The following is a 17,039-nucleotide window of genomic DNA, read 5'->3' as shown; positions in this document are numbered from 1 at the left end:
TAACCTCAACCTAAGTTAGCATTCAAATTATTTGAATAACTATAGCAAAATTAGCTAATTTTCTTTTCAAAATAAAGCGCATAATATGATCCATGTCACAGAGGGACAGTAAAAATCCCAACTAAAAATCAATTTTACAAGAAGGTATATACAATGAAAAAATCAACATTATTAGCTGCTGCTTTAACTTTAGGTGCTGTTTCATTTGGTTCAATGGCGGCTGAAGAAGTTCAACATACTAATCAGCCTGCAGCTGGTTATGTCTCAGTAACGGGTGCTGTGAGTGTAAATGACCTGACCGCACAATTAGCCAAAAAAGCTGATGAAGCTGGCGCAACTTCATTCCGTGTGATTTCTGCTGGCGGTGAGAATAGCATGAATGGTACTGCAGCTATTTATAAGTAACTCTATTCGTCATATTTACTCGTCATACTTCGAGCCGTAGCGTTGTTGGCCGCGTTCATTCGCACTAGTCACATACTTATGTATGCTCCTAGCACCTCGTTCACTTGCCGCCTAGCTACAACTCGAATTATTTAGAGTAAAGACTTGGGTTAGATGGTCTAAAAACCCAAGTTAATTAGAGTGATAAAACTAATTAGAACCATTTTTTAATTAGTTAGGCTATAGTAATAGCGAATTTTATGCCTACGTTCAGAACAGTTTAAGCAAGCTTAGGGGTAACCCGAAAGCTTGTTCTGAACGGGTTTATATGGAAACCGCTATGACGCCTGAACAAACTTTAAAACACATCCAACGCTATATTGCTCGCCAACACGTTTTTTCCCTTTTTGCTCATCACAACAATGATATCTGGCCTGCCAGTTGTTACTATGCATTTGATGCGAAAACGATGTGTCTGATTTTAATGACAGACCCGAATTCCAAGCATGGGCAATTGATGGTGGCTAACCCGCAAGTGGCTGGCACAATATCGGCGCAAACTAAAGCCGTGAATACAATACAAGGTATTCAATTTACAGGTGAAATTAAAATATTAGAAAGTGAGGAAGCACAACTCGCTCGCGGTTTCTACTGCCGCCGCTTCCCTGTGGCAATAGCAGCGAAACTGCCAGTTTGGCAGCTTCACTTACAGAATGTCAAAATGGTGGATAATAAATTAGGTTTTGGCACCAAGCTATATTGGGAATGCTAAATTTAACGAAGCCTATGGATTACCTGATTTGAGCTACCGCGCCAAATTAAGCGCGGGTCATGTAAATTCTGCTCAAATTTACCGTCAATCACGGTATTGACAAAACTCACCACTTTTTGCTGTTCAAGCGTTAAATCACCCAATGTGTATCCTGTCCATAACCAGATGTCTTTATCTGGGCAAACTGCTTTAACGCGTTTTACCAACTTGAGCACCGCAGGTAAATTGGCTGGGTGTAGTGGGTCTCCGCCCGACAGGGATAATCCCTGTCGACGAATACGAGTATCTTGCAAGTCTTGGATAATTTGGTCTTCCATTTCTTGGGTGAATGGCACACCTGAATCCACTCGCCATGTACTTTGGTTGTAGCAACCACGGCATTGATGAACACACCCTGCCACAAACAGTGTACAGCGGGTTCCGGGGCCATTAACCACATCAACAGGATAATATTGGTGATAATTCATGGCATTAACCTATTTGGCCGTTACCTAAATGCTTAATACGGCGTTTGACTTCCTCTTGTTTTCCTGCATTAAATGGCCTTGCATCTGGGCTGCCTAAATAGCCACAGACACGGCGGATAACTGAAACGCGGTTAGTATCATGATTACCACAAGCCGGGCAGGTAAAACCTTTGCTGGTGCAGGAAAATTCACCGGAGAAACCGCATTCATAACATTCATCAATGGGGGTGTTAGTTCCATAATAAGGCACATGTTGATAGCTGTAGTCCCACACGTCTTCTAAGGCTCTAACATTATGTTGTAAGTTTGGATATTCGCCATAACAGATAAAACCGCCATTCGCGAGTGCAGGGTAAGGCGCTTCAAAATCAATTTTATCGTAAGGATTCACTTGTTTTTCAACATCTAAGTGGAAGCTGTTTGTGTAGTAGCCTTTGTCGGTAACACCTTGTATCACACCAAATTCAGCGGTATCGAGACGGCAAAAACGGTCACACAAATTTTCACTTGGTGTGCTGTATAAACTGAAACCATAGCCTGTTTGGGCTTTCCACTCATCAGTGGCTTGACGTAAGTGGCTGACAATCTCGACAGCTTTTTCGCGCAATTTTTCATTATCATAGACATGAGTTTGTGTGCCAAAAAGTGCATTGATGGTTTCATGCAACCCAATGTAACCTAAAGAAATAGATGCACGACCATTTTTGAATATCTCAGCGACGTTATCATCCGCTTTTAAGCGAACTCCACAAGCGCCTTCCATATATAAAATTGGCGCAACACGTGCTTTGACGGTTTCTAAACGGGCAATGCGAGTCATTAAGGCTTTTTTGGCAATGGCTAAACGTTCATCCAGTAATGCCCAAAACGCATCTTCGCTGCCCTGTGCTTCGATAGCAATACGAGGCAAATTGAGGCTGATAACGCCTAAATTGTTGCGCCCATCGTGAATTTGTTGCCCATTTTCTTCATAGATACCCAAGAAACTGCGGCAGCCCATCGGCGTTTTAAATGATCCAGTAACATCAACGACACGGTCATAGTTAAGAATATCGGGGTACATGCGCTTACTGGCACACTCTAAAGCGAGTTGTTTTATGTCGTAATTAGGGTCACCCAATTTATGGTTTAGGCCATCTTTAATTGCGAATACGAGCTTAGGGAAAACCGCCGTTTTACGATTTTTGCCAAGGCCCGCAATGCGGTTTTTCAGAATAGATTGCTGAATTAATCGTGCTTCTTTAGAGGTTCCGAGACCAAAACCAAAGGTGACAAACGGGGTTTGACCATTTGCGGTGTGAAGCGTATTGACTTCATACTCTAAGGATTGAAAGGCGTCGTAACACTCTTTATCGGTGCGGCTGTGTGCATAACTTTCTGCGTCTGCTATTCCCCATTCTTTGGCGACTTTTAGGTGCTTTTCGTAGCTGATAGCGACATATGGCGCTAAAATTTCGTCAATACGGTTAATGGTTGTGCCCCCATAAATATGGCTCGCAACCTGTGCAATAATTTGTGCTGTAACAGCTGTTGCGGTTGAAATAGACTTTGGTGGCTCTATTTCTGCATTTCCCATTTTAAACCCGTTAGTTAACATGCCTTCAAGGTCAATTAACATACAGTTAAACATCGGGAAGAACGGTGCATAGTCGAGATCATGATAGTGAATTTCACCACGTTCGTGTGCGATAACGACATCTCTCGGCAAAATATGTTGTTTTGCATAGTGTTTAGCGACAATACCGGCGAGTAAATCGCGCTGTGTCGGGATCACTTTACTGTCTTTATTGGCGTTTTCATTAAGTAAAGAGACGTTACTTTGTTCGATTAGCCCACGAATGTCATGTGTCAATTGGCTGCGTTTTTCGCGTTCGCTGTCTCTATCGTGGCGATATTCAATATAAGCACGGGCTAAGTCTTTATAAGGCCCTGCCATCAATTGGTTTTCGACAGCATCTTGAATTTCAGCGATATCTACTCGGTCACGGCTGCAAAGTTGCTCTGTGACAACAGAAGCAACCTGAAGACAATAATCGTCATCCTTAACATTCACAGCAGCCGCTGCACGTTTAACGGCTTCCTGAATTCGTGGAAGGTCAAAACCGACCTGACAACCATCTCTTTTTATAACAACCGTTCCCACGGGCATTCTCCTTGTTAAGTTATCCACAATACGACTTCAGCTATTCGCCATGTTTATCACGGGGACTAATCTGTGGATAAAATGTGAATAAATACTATATGTTGTGTCATTATGTGTAATTAAAGCACAATATGTGGGATTTTGCTTTTATTTAGATCGCCAATATTTGATTTAAAACAAAGAAAAAAATAATTTGTATGAAGATCAAAAGCGCAGAGGAAATAAATCTTTTCAGTTGCCAGTATTCATTTCAGTGAGCTAAATAAAAAAAGAGATGTGATTTTCTTTATTCGCAAAGCATGAAAATGACTACTGTGGCGGGGAGTTTATTCTGTATCGGAGGTAGGCAGTAATGAAAGACACCCCACCCAAAGCATGGGGTGTTTGGCTCGAATTAATCGTTATTTACGTACTGCGATTGCTTCGATTTCAATTTTCACGTCTTTTGGCAGACGAGCAACTTCAACGCAAGAGCGCGCTGGGAATGGTGCATTATGTTGTTTGAAAAATTCTTCGTAGGTTGCATTCACTGTCGCAAAGTCATTTAAATCTTTTACAAATACCGTTGTTTTCACGATATTAGCCGCACTTAAGCCAGCTTTTTCTAAAATTGCTTTTACGTTAGCCAGTGATTGGCGAGTTTGTGCTGCGATATCTTCAGGCACTTCACCCGTTTTAGGGTCAACAGGGATTTGCCCTGATGTGATAACCATACTACCCAAATCTACGCCTTGAACGTAAGGACCGATCGCTGCTGGTGCGTTTTCTGTATTGATTTCGTATGACATAACTACTCCGTTTCATCACGTAAAGAAAAAATACTCGTCATATGGCAAGCCACAGCGGTGTTTGTGGCTTAGTGTGACTTTGAGTATAACTTTATGGGGTGTTAGGCGCCATTATAAACATGGATTGCACCTACACAACACCGCAGTCTACGCAAAAACAACCTATTGGTTATTGATCACAGCGTCTCTATCGAACTCTTTTTCGCAGAATTTGCACGTCAGTGCGACTTCTTTGCCGATTTTTTTCACACGGAAACTGCTTGATACAGGTTCATTATGGCTAATACAGTTGCTGTTTGGGCAAATTAACACATTGTCGATATACTGAGGCAGTGTGAGTTCAAGCTTTTCTACCACCTGGTAATCTTCAATACGGTTAACGGTGGCTTCAGGGGCATACATGGCTAATTGGTTAGCTTGCTCTGGGGTTAAAAAGGTATTTTCGATTTTGATAATGTCTTTTTTACCTAGATTGCTTGATGGCAAATTTAAACCAATTGTGATGCGTTCATCTGTTTTTGTTAGTTTAAATAACTTTAGTAATTTGAAACCAATTTGAGCAGGAATGTGGTCAATAACGGTACCGTGGCTGATTGCTTCAACTTGTAATTTATGATCTTGTGTCATGGTATGTCCTCCTCAGATAGCTAATTCTTTATTTAAAACTAGAGATAACAATGCCTGCCTTGCATAAATCCCATTTCCTGCTTGTTGGAAATAGTAAGCATAAGGTGTGCTATCCACATCAACTGCGATTTCATCAACCCGTGGTAGTGGGTGTAAGACTTTTAAATTCGGTTTTGCACAATGCAGGTCAGCCGCACTTAAAATAAATTGTGCTTTCACATTCGCGTATTCAGAGGGGTCGAGGCGCTCTTTTTGTACACGGGTCATATACAGAATGTCGAGTTCTGGCATCACTTCATCAATATTATTATGCAGGCTGTAGGTTGCGCCTTTTTCTTCTAAAATGTGCAGAATATGGTTTGGCATTGAAAGCGCTTCAGGGGCAATAAAGTAGAAGTGATTGCCTTCAAATTTAGACAGTGCTTGGGTTAAGGAATGCACGGTTCTGCCATATTTTAGGTCACCGACCATGGCAATTTGTAGGTTCTCTAAACGGCCTTGCGTTTCTTGGATAGTAAACAAGTCGAGTAATGTTTGTGTGGGATGTTGGTTTGAACCATCGCCTGCATTAATGACAGGAATGTGGCCTGCAAACTGGCTAGCGAGGCGAGCGGCACCTTCTTGCGGATGGCGCATGACAATAGCATCGACATATTGGCTGATAACAGAAATGGTATCGGCTAATGTCTCCCCTTTTTTACCGAGGGATGTGTTGGTGCTATCAGAGAAACCAACAACGGAAGCGCCTAAACGATGGATAGCCGTTTCAAATGACAAGCGTGTGCGTGTAGAGGCCTCAAAGAAACAACTTGCGATGACTTTATGTTTTAGAAACTCAGGTTGCGGCTGTTTTTTTAATGAAGCCGCAACATTAAGCACTAATTCAAGGTCTGAACGGTCTAAATCATTAATCGAGATGATATCGCGGTGGTATAAAGGATTCGGCATTGTTGTTCTCCTGTGTCAGCAAGACATGTTAGGTCTATAGGCCAAAAAAAAGCCCCTCAATTGAGGGGCTTTTCTATAAATAAGAAGGGGAAAAACAGGCTGTCCAGACCGCCAGAAGGCAGTGCAGTGGAGGTATTCTCTGTAAAAAATAGAGCAGCAGCGTTCATGGTTTCTCCCGGCAAATTGTGGCGCATTATACGCATCTCATTCCATGACGCAAGCGTTTGCATAAAGAAAAATATATTTTTTTTATTTTTGCGTTTTGGTGAATATTTGAACTAACTGAAAAATGGGAGAAATAGTATCTCTCAATAGGGAATGTGCTGAGCATTGGTGTTTTTTAAACCAAAATTAAATCACATGATTGAATATACAGTACATTTATTTACACACATTTTATGTACGAGTAAGATATTTTTTCTTTTTAATTAAATATGATCATTATGAAATCACGACTTTTTATTCTATTGGCATTCCTTCTTTCTGGCTGTTCATCTGTTTGGGTACCTGTTTCCGGTGGCTCAAAATTCACTCAAGCTGAGGCGAATGCAGTTTGTAAACCTGAAGCCCTTCATTTGTACCCAATCAAAAATGAAGTTGCGCAGCGCTCTGTTATGTCTTATGTCGAAAAAAAATGCAAAAAAGATGATGATTGTGGAAAAGACAAAACTTATAAAGAACAAACACCAGTTATGGAAAGCTATGTGATTGATGTCAATGAAGATACCCGTAATAATTATTACTTGGAATGTATGGTATCCAAAGGCTGGACAAAAAAAGATAAGTATATGTGGGAATAGTATACAGGCCGCTAAATAGCCCAGTAGGTAGAGGTTACTTGGCTATTTAGCGTGATAACTTTTATTTTTGCCCAAGCCTTTTTGCTACTTTCTCTAATTTCATCATTAGTAATAATGTAATCGAAACTAATACAATCGTTAGTGCCGAACCATCAGCAATATTGCCTCTATCGGTTAAACTGAAAATGGAAACAGGTAATGTCGCCCAGCCCGGGGGATATAACATCATCGTGGCGCCAAGTTCCCCTAAAGACAGCGATAGGCTTAATGCTAATGCTGAAATCATCCATGGCATCAATAGTGGTAGGGTGACATGGCATAAACGATACCAAGGGGAAGCGCCTAAGCTAAAAGCAACATTTTCAATATCGGGAGAAATACGGGTTAACCCAGTGGAAACATTGCTAAACGTAAAAGCAGAAATCAACACAAAATGAGCACTAAATACAATCCAAAAAGTGCCGTTCATCTGTAAATAGCCTTGGCTGAATGCCACAAGGATCCCAAGCCCAATAGAAACAGAAGGAATAGCGCTGGGGAGATAAAATGCAATACTCAGCCACTTTTGTATTTTCCCACTGTGTCTTCTTAGTGCTAACGCAGCCCAAAGCCCACAAAACAGCGCAAATAGACTGGCACTAAAACCAACCACTAGGCTGGATAAAATGGCATCCCAAGCTGGCCCACTAAACGCATTCACAAAGTGTTCAAAAGTAAAGCCTGAAGGCAAAATGCCATTCCATTGGCGGCTGAAACTCGACATTAAAATCATCACTAAAGGCAGTAAAAACAATAAACCAAATAAGCTGATGGCAATGATAGTGGCAGTGGCTCGTCCTTTTTTAGACCAAATCAACATAATTAATTCCTTACCCCAAGGCGAGTGGTCGCCATTCTGTATAGGAAAAATAACCCGAGTGAAAGCAAGATGTTAATTAAGGCAATCATGCATGCCACGGTATAATCTGACTCTAATATTGCCTTGCTGTATACCATCATCGGCAAGGTATTGACGCCTTTCGCCCCGATAAACAGTACGATGCCAAATTCATTGGTGGTTAACAGCAGGCACAGGCTACCCCCTGCTAATAAAGCGGGAAGCGCCGCAGGGAAAATAACTTGCGCGATAACCCGTGCAGGGTGTGCGCCTAAAATACTTGCCGCTTCTAACTGGCTTTTGTCGATTTGCCGCAGTGCCGCCATAAGGGGACGCATGACTAACGGGGTAAAAACGGTAATTTCTGCCAAAATCACCCCATGGATAGAATAAAGAAACTCAACGGGGGGGAATTCTAAATCAAACAATGCCATCAAGGTGCCATTGAGTAGCCCTGCAGAACCATAAATGAAGGTAAAAGCGAGGGTAATCAAAAAGGTCGGTAGAGCAATAAAAGTATCAATCACTTGCGTGATAAAACGGCTTCCCGGAAAAGGAATAAACACTAAGATCAGTGACAATACACTGCCTATCACAAGGCAACCTAAGGTGGCCAAAATGGCAATGTAGAGTGTATTCCATAACCCATTAATAAAGCGTTTTGACTCAATAAGTTGCCAAAATGCATCCAACCCCCATCTACCCGCCTCATTTTGTAGTGCTTGTTGGGCTATCAACAATAAGGGATAAAAAAACAACGTAACTAACACCAGTAGTGGCGGCAATATCCAATAAATGGGCTTTATCGTTATTGATGAACCTTTTGGCACGCTAATATGTGACATGTTATTCCTCAATTAAAACGGTATCCGCAGGTGAAAACCATAAAGTGAGTTTGTCGCCTATTTTAGGCGGTGAGGCCAAATGGGTGATGGCAACACTCACGGTTTCAGCAGCAACATCACAAATTAAATGCGTTAAATCCCCCTGCCAGCGAATAGACGTCAATGTGGCCTGTAATTGATTGGTGGCATTGGAATTTGGTACTAGCGTGATGTGCTGTGGGCGGATACACACCCATTTGTGAGTGCCTGCTCGCATGCCTAATGTATGAGCCTCCAACAATGTTCCACCACAACTGACATTCACTTTTCCAGGGCTTGTTGAAAAACCAAGCGCAGTAGCGGCTAGAATATTGGCTCGGCCTAAAAACTCAGCAGCAAAACGGTTGGGTGGGCGGTGATATAAGGCATTTTTCTCACCATGTGCGACTAAGTAGCCATCTTTCATAATGCCAATTTTATCACCAAGTGCGAGAGCTTCAGTTTGGTCATGAGTCACATAAAGAATAGTTAAATCGGGCAGTTCGCGGTGTAAACGGGCAATTTCTTCAACCATATTATGACGAATTTGCGCATCTAGTGCGGAAAGCGGTTCGTCGAGTAACAGAACACGAGGCCTTACGGCTATCGCTCTAGCAATCGCAACTCGCTGTTGCTGCCCCCCTGAAAGTTGGTGAGGGTAGCGGGTTGCGTAATCCGTCATTCCGACGATTTTAAGGGCTTCAACGACTCGCTCGTTAATGAGTGCTTTAGGTTGTTTCTGAGCTCGTAAGCCAAATGCGACATTCTCTTCCACTTTCATATGGGGAAATAGCGCATAATTTTGTACAACCATACCGAGTCCGCGTTGGTATGGGGGAAGGTGGGTGATATCCATATCACCTAATAAGATGCGCCCGCTATCAGGTTGAGCAAACCCCGCAATGGCTCGTAATACCGTGGTTTTTCCTGAACCAGACGGGCCAATCAACACCAATATTTCCCCAGAGTCGATGGTTAAATCTAAAGGTTTTAGCACGACATTATTATGATATGAGACACGTAAAGACTCTAATGTGATCCCTGAGTGCTCGGTTTGCTGCATTGCAGTAGTGGCTTTTCGTTTCATCAACATCACAAGTTACTCACCATCAGTGACTTTTTGCCAACGGGAAATATCATCGGATAGGGAAACTTCAACTTCATCCCAATTAGGCTGCCAAGTTTTCACACCTTCTAACATTTGGACAGCGCTCTGGTATTGCTTATCAGATGGTGTGATATCTGAACGAACAGGCATACCCCATGAAAGCTCACTAACACGGCTTTGTGATGGTTTATCCAGCAGGAAATTAATGAGTTTTTTACCGTTTTCGGTTTCAGGGCCGTTGTTAACTAAGCCGACAACATAAGGTAAAACCAGTGTACTACGTTCCCCATTGGCATCTTTTGGCCAGAAAATTTGGACATTAGGGTTACGTACCATTTGGGATAAATTCATTTGTAAGTCGCCATTAGCGACATAGAGCTCCCCTTTATTCACGAGGGCGGTAAGCTTACCTGTCGAGGCGGATGGGCCAACGTTATTAGCCTGCAACTTACCGAGATAATCAAACCCTGCGTCTTTGCCATTAAAACTGTGGAAAACTTGTAACATCACTGCAGTACCATCCCCAGCTTGTCCCGGTGTTGAATATTGCAGTTTATTTTTAAAGCGAGAATCGAGTAGGGAGTCCCAATTTTCAGGAGGAGACTTAAGCAGCTTAGCATTATAGATAAAGGTCAGGTAATTATTGACCAACGGCGTGTAAAAGTGATTTGAATTAGGAATACTTGCTGCATTTTCTGGCGTAAATTCAGCTAATAACTGGTTTTTTGCAGCACGTTGGATAAAAGGCGGAACGGTAATAAGCACATCGGCTTGTGGATTGGTGCGTTCTTTAGCGAGCCTTTCAACTATCGCCCCTGAACCACTTTCGACATATTGTACTTTAATGCCTGTTTGTTTGGTAAATGCCTCGAACTGATTTTTATACCAACTGTTGTTGCCATCGTGCAGGCCATCAGCGGAGTAAACAGTCACAACATCAGCGGCAAAAACAGAGGTAGAGCAAAGGGTTGCCATTAATAGACCAGCTAAGTAGGTGCTTTTCATGGTTATCTCCTGTTAAGGTAAAATGTATTCTGGTATATACCAGATGTTTTTTACGCTAACGGGTTTATATGACAGAAAGATGAAATGCAGCTAAATAGCTAAAATTATTTTCTATAATTAGAAATAATCACAAAGTATCGACTTCGATGCGCAAGCTATCGTGGCGCCAGTATTCAACATCATAATCTAAAATTCGCCCATGTTGGTCATAGTTTAAGCGTTGCAACAATAAGGCTGGACGGCCAACCGTAACCCCCAGTGCTTGTGCTGCTTGGGCAGGCATTGCCGTTGGGTAGAAAGACAAATGCATACTGGTATAGATTAAATTGAAATGAGCTTCGTACACTTCCGTTAAACTGCCGTTGAGGTCGTGGCGTAGCAGTTCAGGAACGCGAGCAGGTAAACAATGGTTCTCACAGTAACAAACGGGCCTGTCATCAGCAAAACGTAGGCGGGTGAGTAAATAAATTTGTTCAAATGATTGAAGTTTTAACGGCTCCATAGCTTCGAGAGGAACGGTAATAACTTTTCCATCCAGTAAAACTGTCTTCGGTTGGCGACCTTGTTCGAGGCAAAGTTTATGGAAATTAGTATTTTGGGTTGGGTCTAACCAAAGGCGCTCAGGTGTGACAAACCAACCACGACGTTCAGACCGGTAAATTGCCCCACTGGATTCTAGCTGTGCCAAACTTTCGCGAATAGTGACACGAGTGGTATTGAAAATGGCACAAAGTTCGCGTTCCGAGGGGAGTTTATCACCACATTTTAGCGAGCCATTTTGAATCTTTTCCTGTAATTGGGCTTTGATAAGCAGATATTGCGGGGCTTCATCCGCTGATAATTTCATGGTTATTTCCTGTCATTGTTTCAGTCATATTATACATAGTTATATGAATTTTTTGTTTCACGAGCACTTTTCCTTTGACCTTTTGAGCAGCCTACGACCATTATAATGGAAATCTGGTATAGACCAATAGGTAAATTGAATGACAAACAATAATTATTTGCTATTAACACCGGGGCCGCTTACGACGTCTAAAACGGTGAAAGAAGCCATGCTGTTTGATAGCTGTACATGGGATGATGATTATAATTTAGGCGTTGTACAAAATATTCGTCAACAATTAGTGGCACTGGCAACGGCCAAAGCAGGGTATTCTTCGGTACTGCTTCAAGGAAGTGGAAGCTATGCGGTTGAAGCGGTTTTAGGTAGTGCAATCGGTGATAAAGAGAAAGTTTTGATTATCAGTAATGGCGCTTATGGCGCTCGAATGGCCGAAATGGCCCAGCGCTTGGCTGTGGCTCATTATGTTTATGATTGCGGTGAAGTATCGTTGCCAGATGTGCAACAGATTGAACAGTTATTGCAACAAGATAGCCAAATCACTCATATTGCGATGGTGCACTGTGAAACTACGACAGGGATTTTAAACCCGATAGAAAAAGTCGCGAAATTAGCGAAGCAGTATCAAAAACGCTATATCGTGGATGCAATGAGCAGTTTTGGTGGGGTCCCTATGGATGTTGCTGAGCTTAACATTGATTTTTTAATTAGTTCTGCGAATAAATGTATTCAAGGGGTTCCGGGGTTTGCTTTTGTTATCGCCCGTACCGAGGCGCTTGAACGTTGTAAGGGGCGCTCTCGTTCATTATCGCTAGATTTATACGCACAGTGGCGCTGTATGGAAGATTTCCAAGGTAAATGGCGATTTACTTCTCCAACTCATACTGTATTAGCATTTGCCCAAGCACTCAAGGAGTTAGCTAAAGAAGGTGGCGTAGCCGCTCGCTTTCAACGTTATCAAGGGAATCAATACAAGTTGGTGTCCGGTATGCGTAAATTAGGTTTTACCACGTTGTTAGAAGATAGCCTTCATTCGCCAATTATCACCGCATTTTACTCACCAAATTCATCTGATTACCAATTTAAGCAATTTTATCAGAGTTTAAAATCTCAGGGTTTTGTTATTTATCCGGGCAAGGTCTCGCAAAGTGATTGTTTCCGTATTGGAAATATTGGTGAAGTTTATGAAAAAGACATTGATGCATTGTTGGTAGCAATAAAAAAAGCCATTTACTGGGAAAAATAAGGAAAAGAAATGGACCGTATTGAAGCCGTTATTCTTGATTGGGCGGGTACCACTGTAGATTTTGGTTCTTTTGCCCCTACTCAGATTTTCATCGAAGCATTTAAATCTGTGTTTGATATAAATATTACATTGGCTCAAGCGCGCATTCCTATGGGACTAGGAAAATGGCAACATATTGAAGCACTGGGTAAATTGCCTGAAGTAGACGCTTTATGGAACGCAAAGTTTGGCCGCTCAATGAGTAGTGAGGATATCGATAAAATCTACGCGGCCTTTATGCCATTGCAAATTGCTAAAGTTGTCGATTTTGCTGCGCCAATCACCGGAGTTGGCGACACAATCGCTACATTACGCAACCAAAATATTAAAATTGGCTCTTGTTCAGGTTACCCTCGTGCCGTGATGGAAAAGTTAGTTCCAGCAGCAAAGGCATTGGGCTACCAACCCGACTACTGGATAGCAAGTGATGATCTACTTGCTGGTGGGCGTCCGGGACCTTGGATGGCATTACAGAACGTCATTGAGCTAGGTGTTGGTTCCGTATCCGCTTGTATCAAAGTGGATGATGCCGTTCCCGGAATTGAAGAAGGGCGCAATGCGGGAATGTGGAGCGTTGGGTTAGCGGTTTCGGGTAATGAATTTGGTAAAACATGGGATGAATATCAAGGGATGCCAATTGATGAAGTTAACGCGTTGAAACAACAAGCCACAGAGAAACTATATGCTGCTGGCGCTCATTATGTGATTGATACTTTAGCTGATTTGCCATCAGTTATTGAAATAATTAATAGCCGATTGGCTAATGGTGAAAGATCCTAATTAGTATATATTATTTCTTTATTAATCACTTTTTTCTATCTGAATGGCCTACTTTTATTTGATATAAATTTTCAGCAAAGTAGGCCAAAATATTTTTGCAGGTGAGGTATGAGGAGCAGAGTATAACGGATAACAATATAGGGAGTCGCATGTGTCTTCGGAGTCTAATCTACATAAAACAGTCGATTTTTTACAGGAGTTTGTTGATGAAGCTCTCTTAGATTTACAAGTAAGTACGCTATCAGAAGATGACTTTGAGTCCTTAGTGAGAGATAAACGGTCTGTGTTAAATTGGCTTAGCAAATTTGGACATTTTCTCAGTGAAGACAGCTTTCATATGGGGTTCAGATTAGAGAAAGGTTCTGAAATTGATGGTGCAGTACTTGGTGTTTACGCGACTAAGCGTGGTGACTTACATATTTTTTTGATTGAGTCTTTTGTACGAGACCTCCCTGAGCACCCTCTAAATGGGCGTTTAACTACTTTAGTTATTATTGCGGTAACTTTTTTCCTTACTCAATATCCAGATAGTAAAGCCGTTTATATTATTGAACCTGATGAAGGCTTGATCTCACATTATCAAAAGTTTGGTTTCAAATTATTAAGGGATGAAAATGTTATGTTTGCAACCAGTGACGCTTTGCAATTAATTCAGCTATCGTTACTTACGGAATTACTGTCGAATCAATAGTGCTATTAAAATAGTCTATTTTTCACCATGCTGTAAAATTATTGTGGAATTTGATACAATACAGCTTGGGAACATTAATGATACGGGGTGATTTATGGGGAATAATAAGGTTGAAAGATTATCGCCTCAAGAAATGCGCGATATTATGTTAGCGAATGCTAAAGTATTAATGTCTGACCGGTTTAGAACAACAGCCCCTGAAGTTACTGGTCAAAAAAAGAAAGTGATATCAACACTTCAAAAATAAAGATTTTTACAATGTAATTTTGTTGTAGCACCTGATCTATCCCTGATAGCCACTTCTAACTCGTCAAACTTTTCTGTAGACATCCTTTGCTTAAATTGATGTCTACAGAGCAGCATAATTAAAATATATTAGCAGGCAATTCTGGCGCTAATGTCGCCACCATCACCGCTTTGATAGTATGTAAACGGTTTTCTGCTTGGTCAAAGACAATGCTATAAGGCGATTCAAAGACTTCTTCCGTGACTTCTAAGCCACCAAACATATTGAATTCTTTAGCTAATTGTGCGCCCAATGTGGTGTCTTCATTATGAAAGGCAGGCAAACAATGTAGGAACTTCACATTTGGGTTGCCAGTGAGCTTAATCACATTCATATTCACTTGGTATGGTTTTAATAAATTAATGCGCTGTGCCCATACTTCTTTGGCTTCTCCCATCGATACCCACACATCGGTATAGATAAAATCAGCATCTTTAACGCCTTCGGCGACATCTTCCGTGAGCGTGATTTTCGCACCCGTTTTTTGAGCTAGTGCTTGGCAAGTGTTCACTAAGTCTTCCTCCGGCCAGCAACTTTTTGGCGCAACAAGGCGTAAATCTAAACCTGTGAGAGCAGCGGCTTCTAACATCGAGTTGCCCATGTTGTTACGCGCATCGCCTAAATAGGCAAATTTAATTTCTGAGAATGGCGTATTTGGTCGGTGCTCTTGAATGGTCAGCAGATCGGCTAATAACTGTGTGGGATGGAATTCGTTAGTTAATCCATTCCATACAGGCACTCCCGAATGCGCGGCTAAGAGTTCTACCGTGTTTTGGGCGAATCCACGGTACTGGATACCGTCATACATCCGACCCAACACTCTAGCGGTGTCTTTCATGGTTTCTTTATGGCCGATTTGGCTACCAGAAGGCCCTAAATAAGTGACTCTAGCACCTTGGTCAAATGCTCCAACTTCAAATGCACAGCGTGTCCGTGTTGAGTCTTTCTCAAAAATAAGGGCAAAGTTTTTCCCTGAAAGGAGGGGCTGCTCTGTGCCCGCTTTTTTTTCTGATTTTAACCAAGAAGAGAGTTTTAAAAGTGAATGAATTTCGCTAGAAGTAAAATCAAGTAACCTTAAAAAAGGTTTATTATATAGGGGATTCATAATTGGTAGCCTTTTTGATTTGAATTAATATTCAATTTATATTCATAAAAATTCAAAATCAACCCCCAATGTAAAAGAAATTATCTTTAAATATATGGTTTCACTGTCAACCGTGTGGGAGAATGGCGCAAAGAAAGATGAGCGACAAAGAAACAAAAGGGGTGTGGATATGGTAGATAAAGCTGAACTCGATGCGCAGTACGAAGAAACTCGCTTGATCATCGAGGAATTACTGGAAGATGGTAGCGATCCTGATGCATTGTATGCGATTGAGCATCACTTCTCTGCGGACAACTTTGCTCTGTTAGAGAAAGCAGCCGTTGAAGCTTTTAAACTAGGCTATGAAGTCACGGATGCAGAAGAGCTCGAAATTGAAACGGGTGAAACCCTGATGTGTTGCGATGTAATCAGTGAAAGTGCTTTAAATGCAGAGCTGATTGACGCACAGGTTGAGCAATTAATGAAGTTGGCTGAAAAAATGGGCATCAACTATGATGGTTGGGGCACGTATTTTGAAGACCCAGATGCAGAGTATGACGACGAAGATGGTGATGATATAGACCCTGAAGATCGCGTGCATTAATTATTAGTCGCATCATATAATTACTTAAAAGGATAGCTAAAAACTATCCTTTTTCGTTTAGCGTAGAATTATAATGCCTTTAACATACGAATTTCACAGTCACTATGACCCGTATTTCCTAACGGTTCATCAATAAATTCAAACCCTAATTTTTCATATAACTTAATAGCTGCTTGAAGTTCTTTGGTCGTTTCTAAATAGCAACGGGTGTAGCCTTGCGCTTTAGCAAACTCTAGTGACATCAGTACGATTTGCTTTGCTAGGCCTTTGCCGCGTAACACGGAAGATAAATACATTTTCTGTAATTCTGCCGTATCGTTATCGCCTCCCGCGACTTGTGAAACACCGCCACCGCCAACAATTTCGCCATCCATTTCCACCACCCAGTAAGCACTGCGCGGTTTGCTATAAACCTCAAATAAGGTATCTAAAATAGGGTCAGCAACGGCAAAGCCTTTGTCTGCGGTTAAGCCATGCTCAGCAGAAACTTCGCGGATCACTGCGGCAATACCTGCGTTATCTTGTTGTTCGATAGGACGAATTTTGTAGTTTTGTGTTGTCATGTGAAACTCTTGATTATTATTGTGTACAACTCAGTGTAGAGAGAACCAGAAGGGAACTTCAATCTGAGAACTGCGAACGCAGTCATTTGATGATACTCGAATAAAAAGCCCTTATCAACG

Annotated in this window: 20 protein-coding genes; 8 read left to right on the top strand and 12 right to left on the bottom strand. The window is 41.7% G+C overall.

The window, feature by feature from the left end:
- The first annotated feature begins 153 nt into the window (after nt 1–153).
- Together bhsA and FVA72_RS19685 are read left to right on the top strand one after the other, a co-directional pair.
- Nucleotides 154–405 (top strand): multiple stress resistance protein BhsA, encoded by a 252-nt coding sequence (gene bhsA / locus FVA72_RS19690; protein WP_110591062.1) that lies wholly within the window; start codon nt 154–156, stop codon nt 403–405.
- Between the two features lie 319 nt (nt 406–724).
- Nucleotides 725–1,156, top strand: coding sequence for a YhbP family protein (locus FVA72_RS19685; protein WP_110592553.1), 432 nt, complete (start codon nt 725–727; stop codon nt 1,154–1,156).
- 2 nt (nt 1,157–1,158) lie between these two features.
- Here FVA72_RS19685 and nrdG read toward each other — a convergent pair whose 3' ends face one another.
- The 5 genes from nrdG to pyrB form a co-directional block, all read right to left on the bottom strand.
- Nucleotides 1,159–1,623, bottom strand: a complete 465-nt coding sequence (gene nrdG / locus FVA72_RS19680) for an anaerobic ribonucleoside-triphosphate reductase-activating protein (protein ID WP_110591063.1) — start codon at nt 1,621–1,623, stop codon at nt 1,159–1,161.
- 4 nt (nt 1,624–1,627) lie between these two features.
- Complete coding sequence (gene nrdD, locus FVA72_RS19675; RefSeq protein WP_110591064.1) at nt 1,628–3,766, bottom strand: anaerobic ribonucleoside-triphosphate reductase; 2,139 nt, start codon at nt 3,764–3,766, stop codon at nt 1,628–1,630.
- 401 nt (nt 3,767–4,167) lie between these two features.
- Entirely contained in the window at nt 4,168–4,554 is a 387-nt protein-coding gene (ridA, locus tag FVA72_RS19670; RefSeq protein WP_004907508.1) for a 2-iminobutanoate/2-iminopropanoate deaminase, read from the bottom strand.
- Nucleotides 4,555–4,716: 162 nt separating this feature from the next.
- Entirely contained in the window at nt 4,717–5,181 is a 465-nt protein-coding gene (gene pyrI, locus FVA72_RS22155) for an aspartate carbamoyltransferase regulatory subunit (protein ID WP_004905852.1), read from the bottom strand.
- A 12-nt stretch (nt 5,182–5,193) separates the two neighbouring features.
- Nucleotides 5,194–6,129, bottom strand: coding sequence for an aspartate carbamoyltransferase (gene pyrB, locus FVA72_RS19660; RefSeq protein ID WP_004907510.1), 936 nt, complete (start codon nt 6,127–6,129; stop codon nt 5,194–5,196).
- A 443-nt stretch (nt 6,130–6,572) separates the two neighbouring features.
- Between pyrB and FVA72_RS19655 the strand changes: the two genes are divergently transcribed.
- On the top strand, nt 6,573–6,929 hold the full coding sequence (locus FVA72_RS19655; protein WP_036958764.1) for a hypothetical protein: 357 nt from the start codon (nt 6,573–6,575) through the stop codon (nt 6,927–6,929).
- A 61-nt stretch (nt 6,930–6,990) separates the two neighbouring features.
- Here the strand turns inward: FVA72_RS19655 and phnV are convergent, their stop codons facing one another.
- From phnV to phnR, 5 genes are all read right to left on the bottom strand, one after another.
- Nucleotides 6,991–7,788: a 2-aminoethylphosphonate ABC transport system, membrane component PhnV gene (phnV, locus tag FVA72_RS19650; RefSeq protein ID WP_094961639.1), complete on the bottom strand. Its 798-nt coding sequence runs from the start codon at nt 7,786–7,788 to the stop codon at nt 6,991–6,993.
- Between the two features lie 2 nt (nt 7,789–7,790).
- Nucleotides 7,791–8,651: a 2-aminoethylphosphonate ABC transporter permease subunit gene (phnU, locus tag FVA72_RS19645; RefSeq protein ID WP_004905842.1), complete on the bottom strand. Its 861-nt coding sequence runs from the start codon at nt 8,649–8,651 to the stop codon at nt 7,791–7,793.
- A 1-nt stretch (nt 8,652) separates the two neighbouring features.
- Nucleotides 8,653–9,762 (bottom strand): 2-aminoethylphosphonate ABC transport system ATP-binding subunit PhnT, encoded by a 1,110-nt coding sequence (gene phnT, locus FVA72_RS19640; protein WP_110591065.1) that lies wholly within the window; start codon nt 9,760–9,762, stop codon nt 8,653–8,655.
- 6 nt (nt 9,763–9,768) lie between these two features.
- Complete coding sequence (locus FVA72_RS19635; protein ID WP_110591066.1) at nt 9,769–10,782, bottom strand: 2-aminoethylphosphonate ABC transporter substrate-binding protein; 1,014 nt, start codon at nt 10,780–10,782, stop codon at nt 9,769–9,771.
- Nucleotides 10,783–10,909: 127 nt separating this feature from the next.
- The gene (phnR, locus tag FVA72_RS19630) at nt 10,910–11,629 is read right to left on the bottom strand and encodes a phosphonate utilization transcriptional regulator PhnR (RefSeq protein ID WP_004905839.1); all 720 of its coding nucleotides are present in this window, start codon (nt 11,627–11,629) and stop codon (nt 10,910–10,912) included.
- A gap of 139 nt (nt 11,630–11,768) precedes the next feature.
- Here phnR and phnW point away from each other — a divergent pair, with 139 nt between their 5' ends.
- From phnW to FVA72_RS19610, 4 genes are all read left to right on the top strand, one after another.
- Entirely contained in the window at nt 11,769–12,872 is a 1,104-nt protein-coding gene (gene phnW / locus FVA72_RS19625; RefSeq protein WP_110591067.1) for a 2-aminoethylphosphonate--pyruvate transaminase, read from the top strand.
- A gap of 9 nt (nt 12,873–12,881) precedes the next feature.
- Nucleotides 12,882–13,691, top strand: a complete 810-nt coding sequence (gene phnX / locus FVA72_RS19620; RefSeq protein WP_110591068.1) for a phosphonoacetaldehyde hydrolase — start codon at nt 12,882–12,884, stop codon at nt 13,689–13,691.
- A 151-nt stretch (nt 13,692–13,842) separates the two neighbouring features.
- The gene (locus FVA72_RS19615; RefSeq protein WP_110591069.1) at nt 13,843–14,382 is read left to right on the top strand and encodes a hypothetical protein; all 540 of its coding nucleotides are present in this window, start codon (nt 13,843–13,845) and stop codon (nt 14,380–14,382) included.
- Nucleotides 14,383–14,476: 94 nt separating this feature from the next.
- Entirely contained in the window at nt 14,477–14,629 is a 153-nt protein-coding gene (locus tag FVA72_RS19610; protein ID WP_153673787.1) for a hypothetical protein, read from the top strand.
- 118 nt (nt 14,630–14,747) lie between these two features.
- Here the strand turns inward: FVA72_RS19610 and argF are convergent, their stop codons facing one another.
- Nucleotides 14,748–15,773 (bottom strand): ornithine carbamoyltransferase, encoded by a 1,026-nt coding sequence (argF, locus tag FVA72_RS19605; protein WP_094961633.1) that lies wholly within the window; start codon nt 15,771–15,773, stop codon nt 14,748–14,750.
- A gap of 169 nt (nt 15,774–15,942) precedes the next feature.
- Here argF and rraB point away from each other — a divergent pair, with 169 nt between their 5' ends.
- Nucleotides 15,943–16,356 carry a ribonuclease E inhibitor RraB gene (rraB, locus tag FVA72_RS19600; protein ID WP_004907524.1) on the top strand — a complete coding sequence of 138 codons (414 nt, stop codon included), beginning with the start codon at nt 15,943–15,945 and terminating at the stop codon, nt 16,354–16,356.
- Nucleotides 16,357–16,424: 68 nt separating this feature from the next.
- On the opposite strand, the gene FVA72_RS19595 is transcribed toward rraB, so the two are convergent.
- Complete coding sequence (locus FVA72_RS19595; RefSeq protein WP_004264338.1) at nt 16,425–16,919, bottom strand: GNAT family N-acetyltransferase; 495 nt, start codon at nt 16,917–16,919, stop codon at nt 16,425–16,427.
- Between the last annotated feature and the right edge of the window lie 120 nt (nt 16,920–17,039).

The organism is Providencia sp. PROV061 (genome assembly GCF_011045655.1).
Classification (GTDB): domain Bacteria; phylum Pseudomonadota; class Gammaproteobacteria; order Enterobacterales; family Enterobacteriaceae; genus Providencia; species Providencia hangzhouensis.
This window is presented reverse-complemented; position numbering and strand designations above follow the sequence as displayed.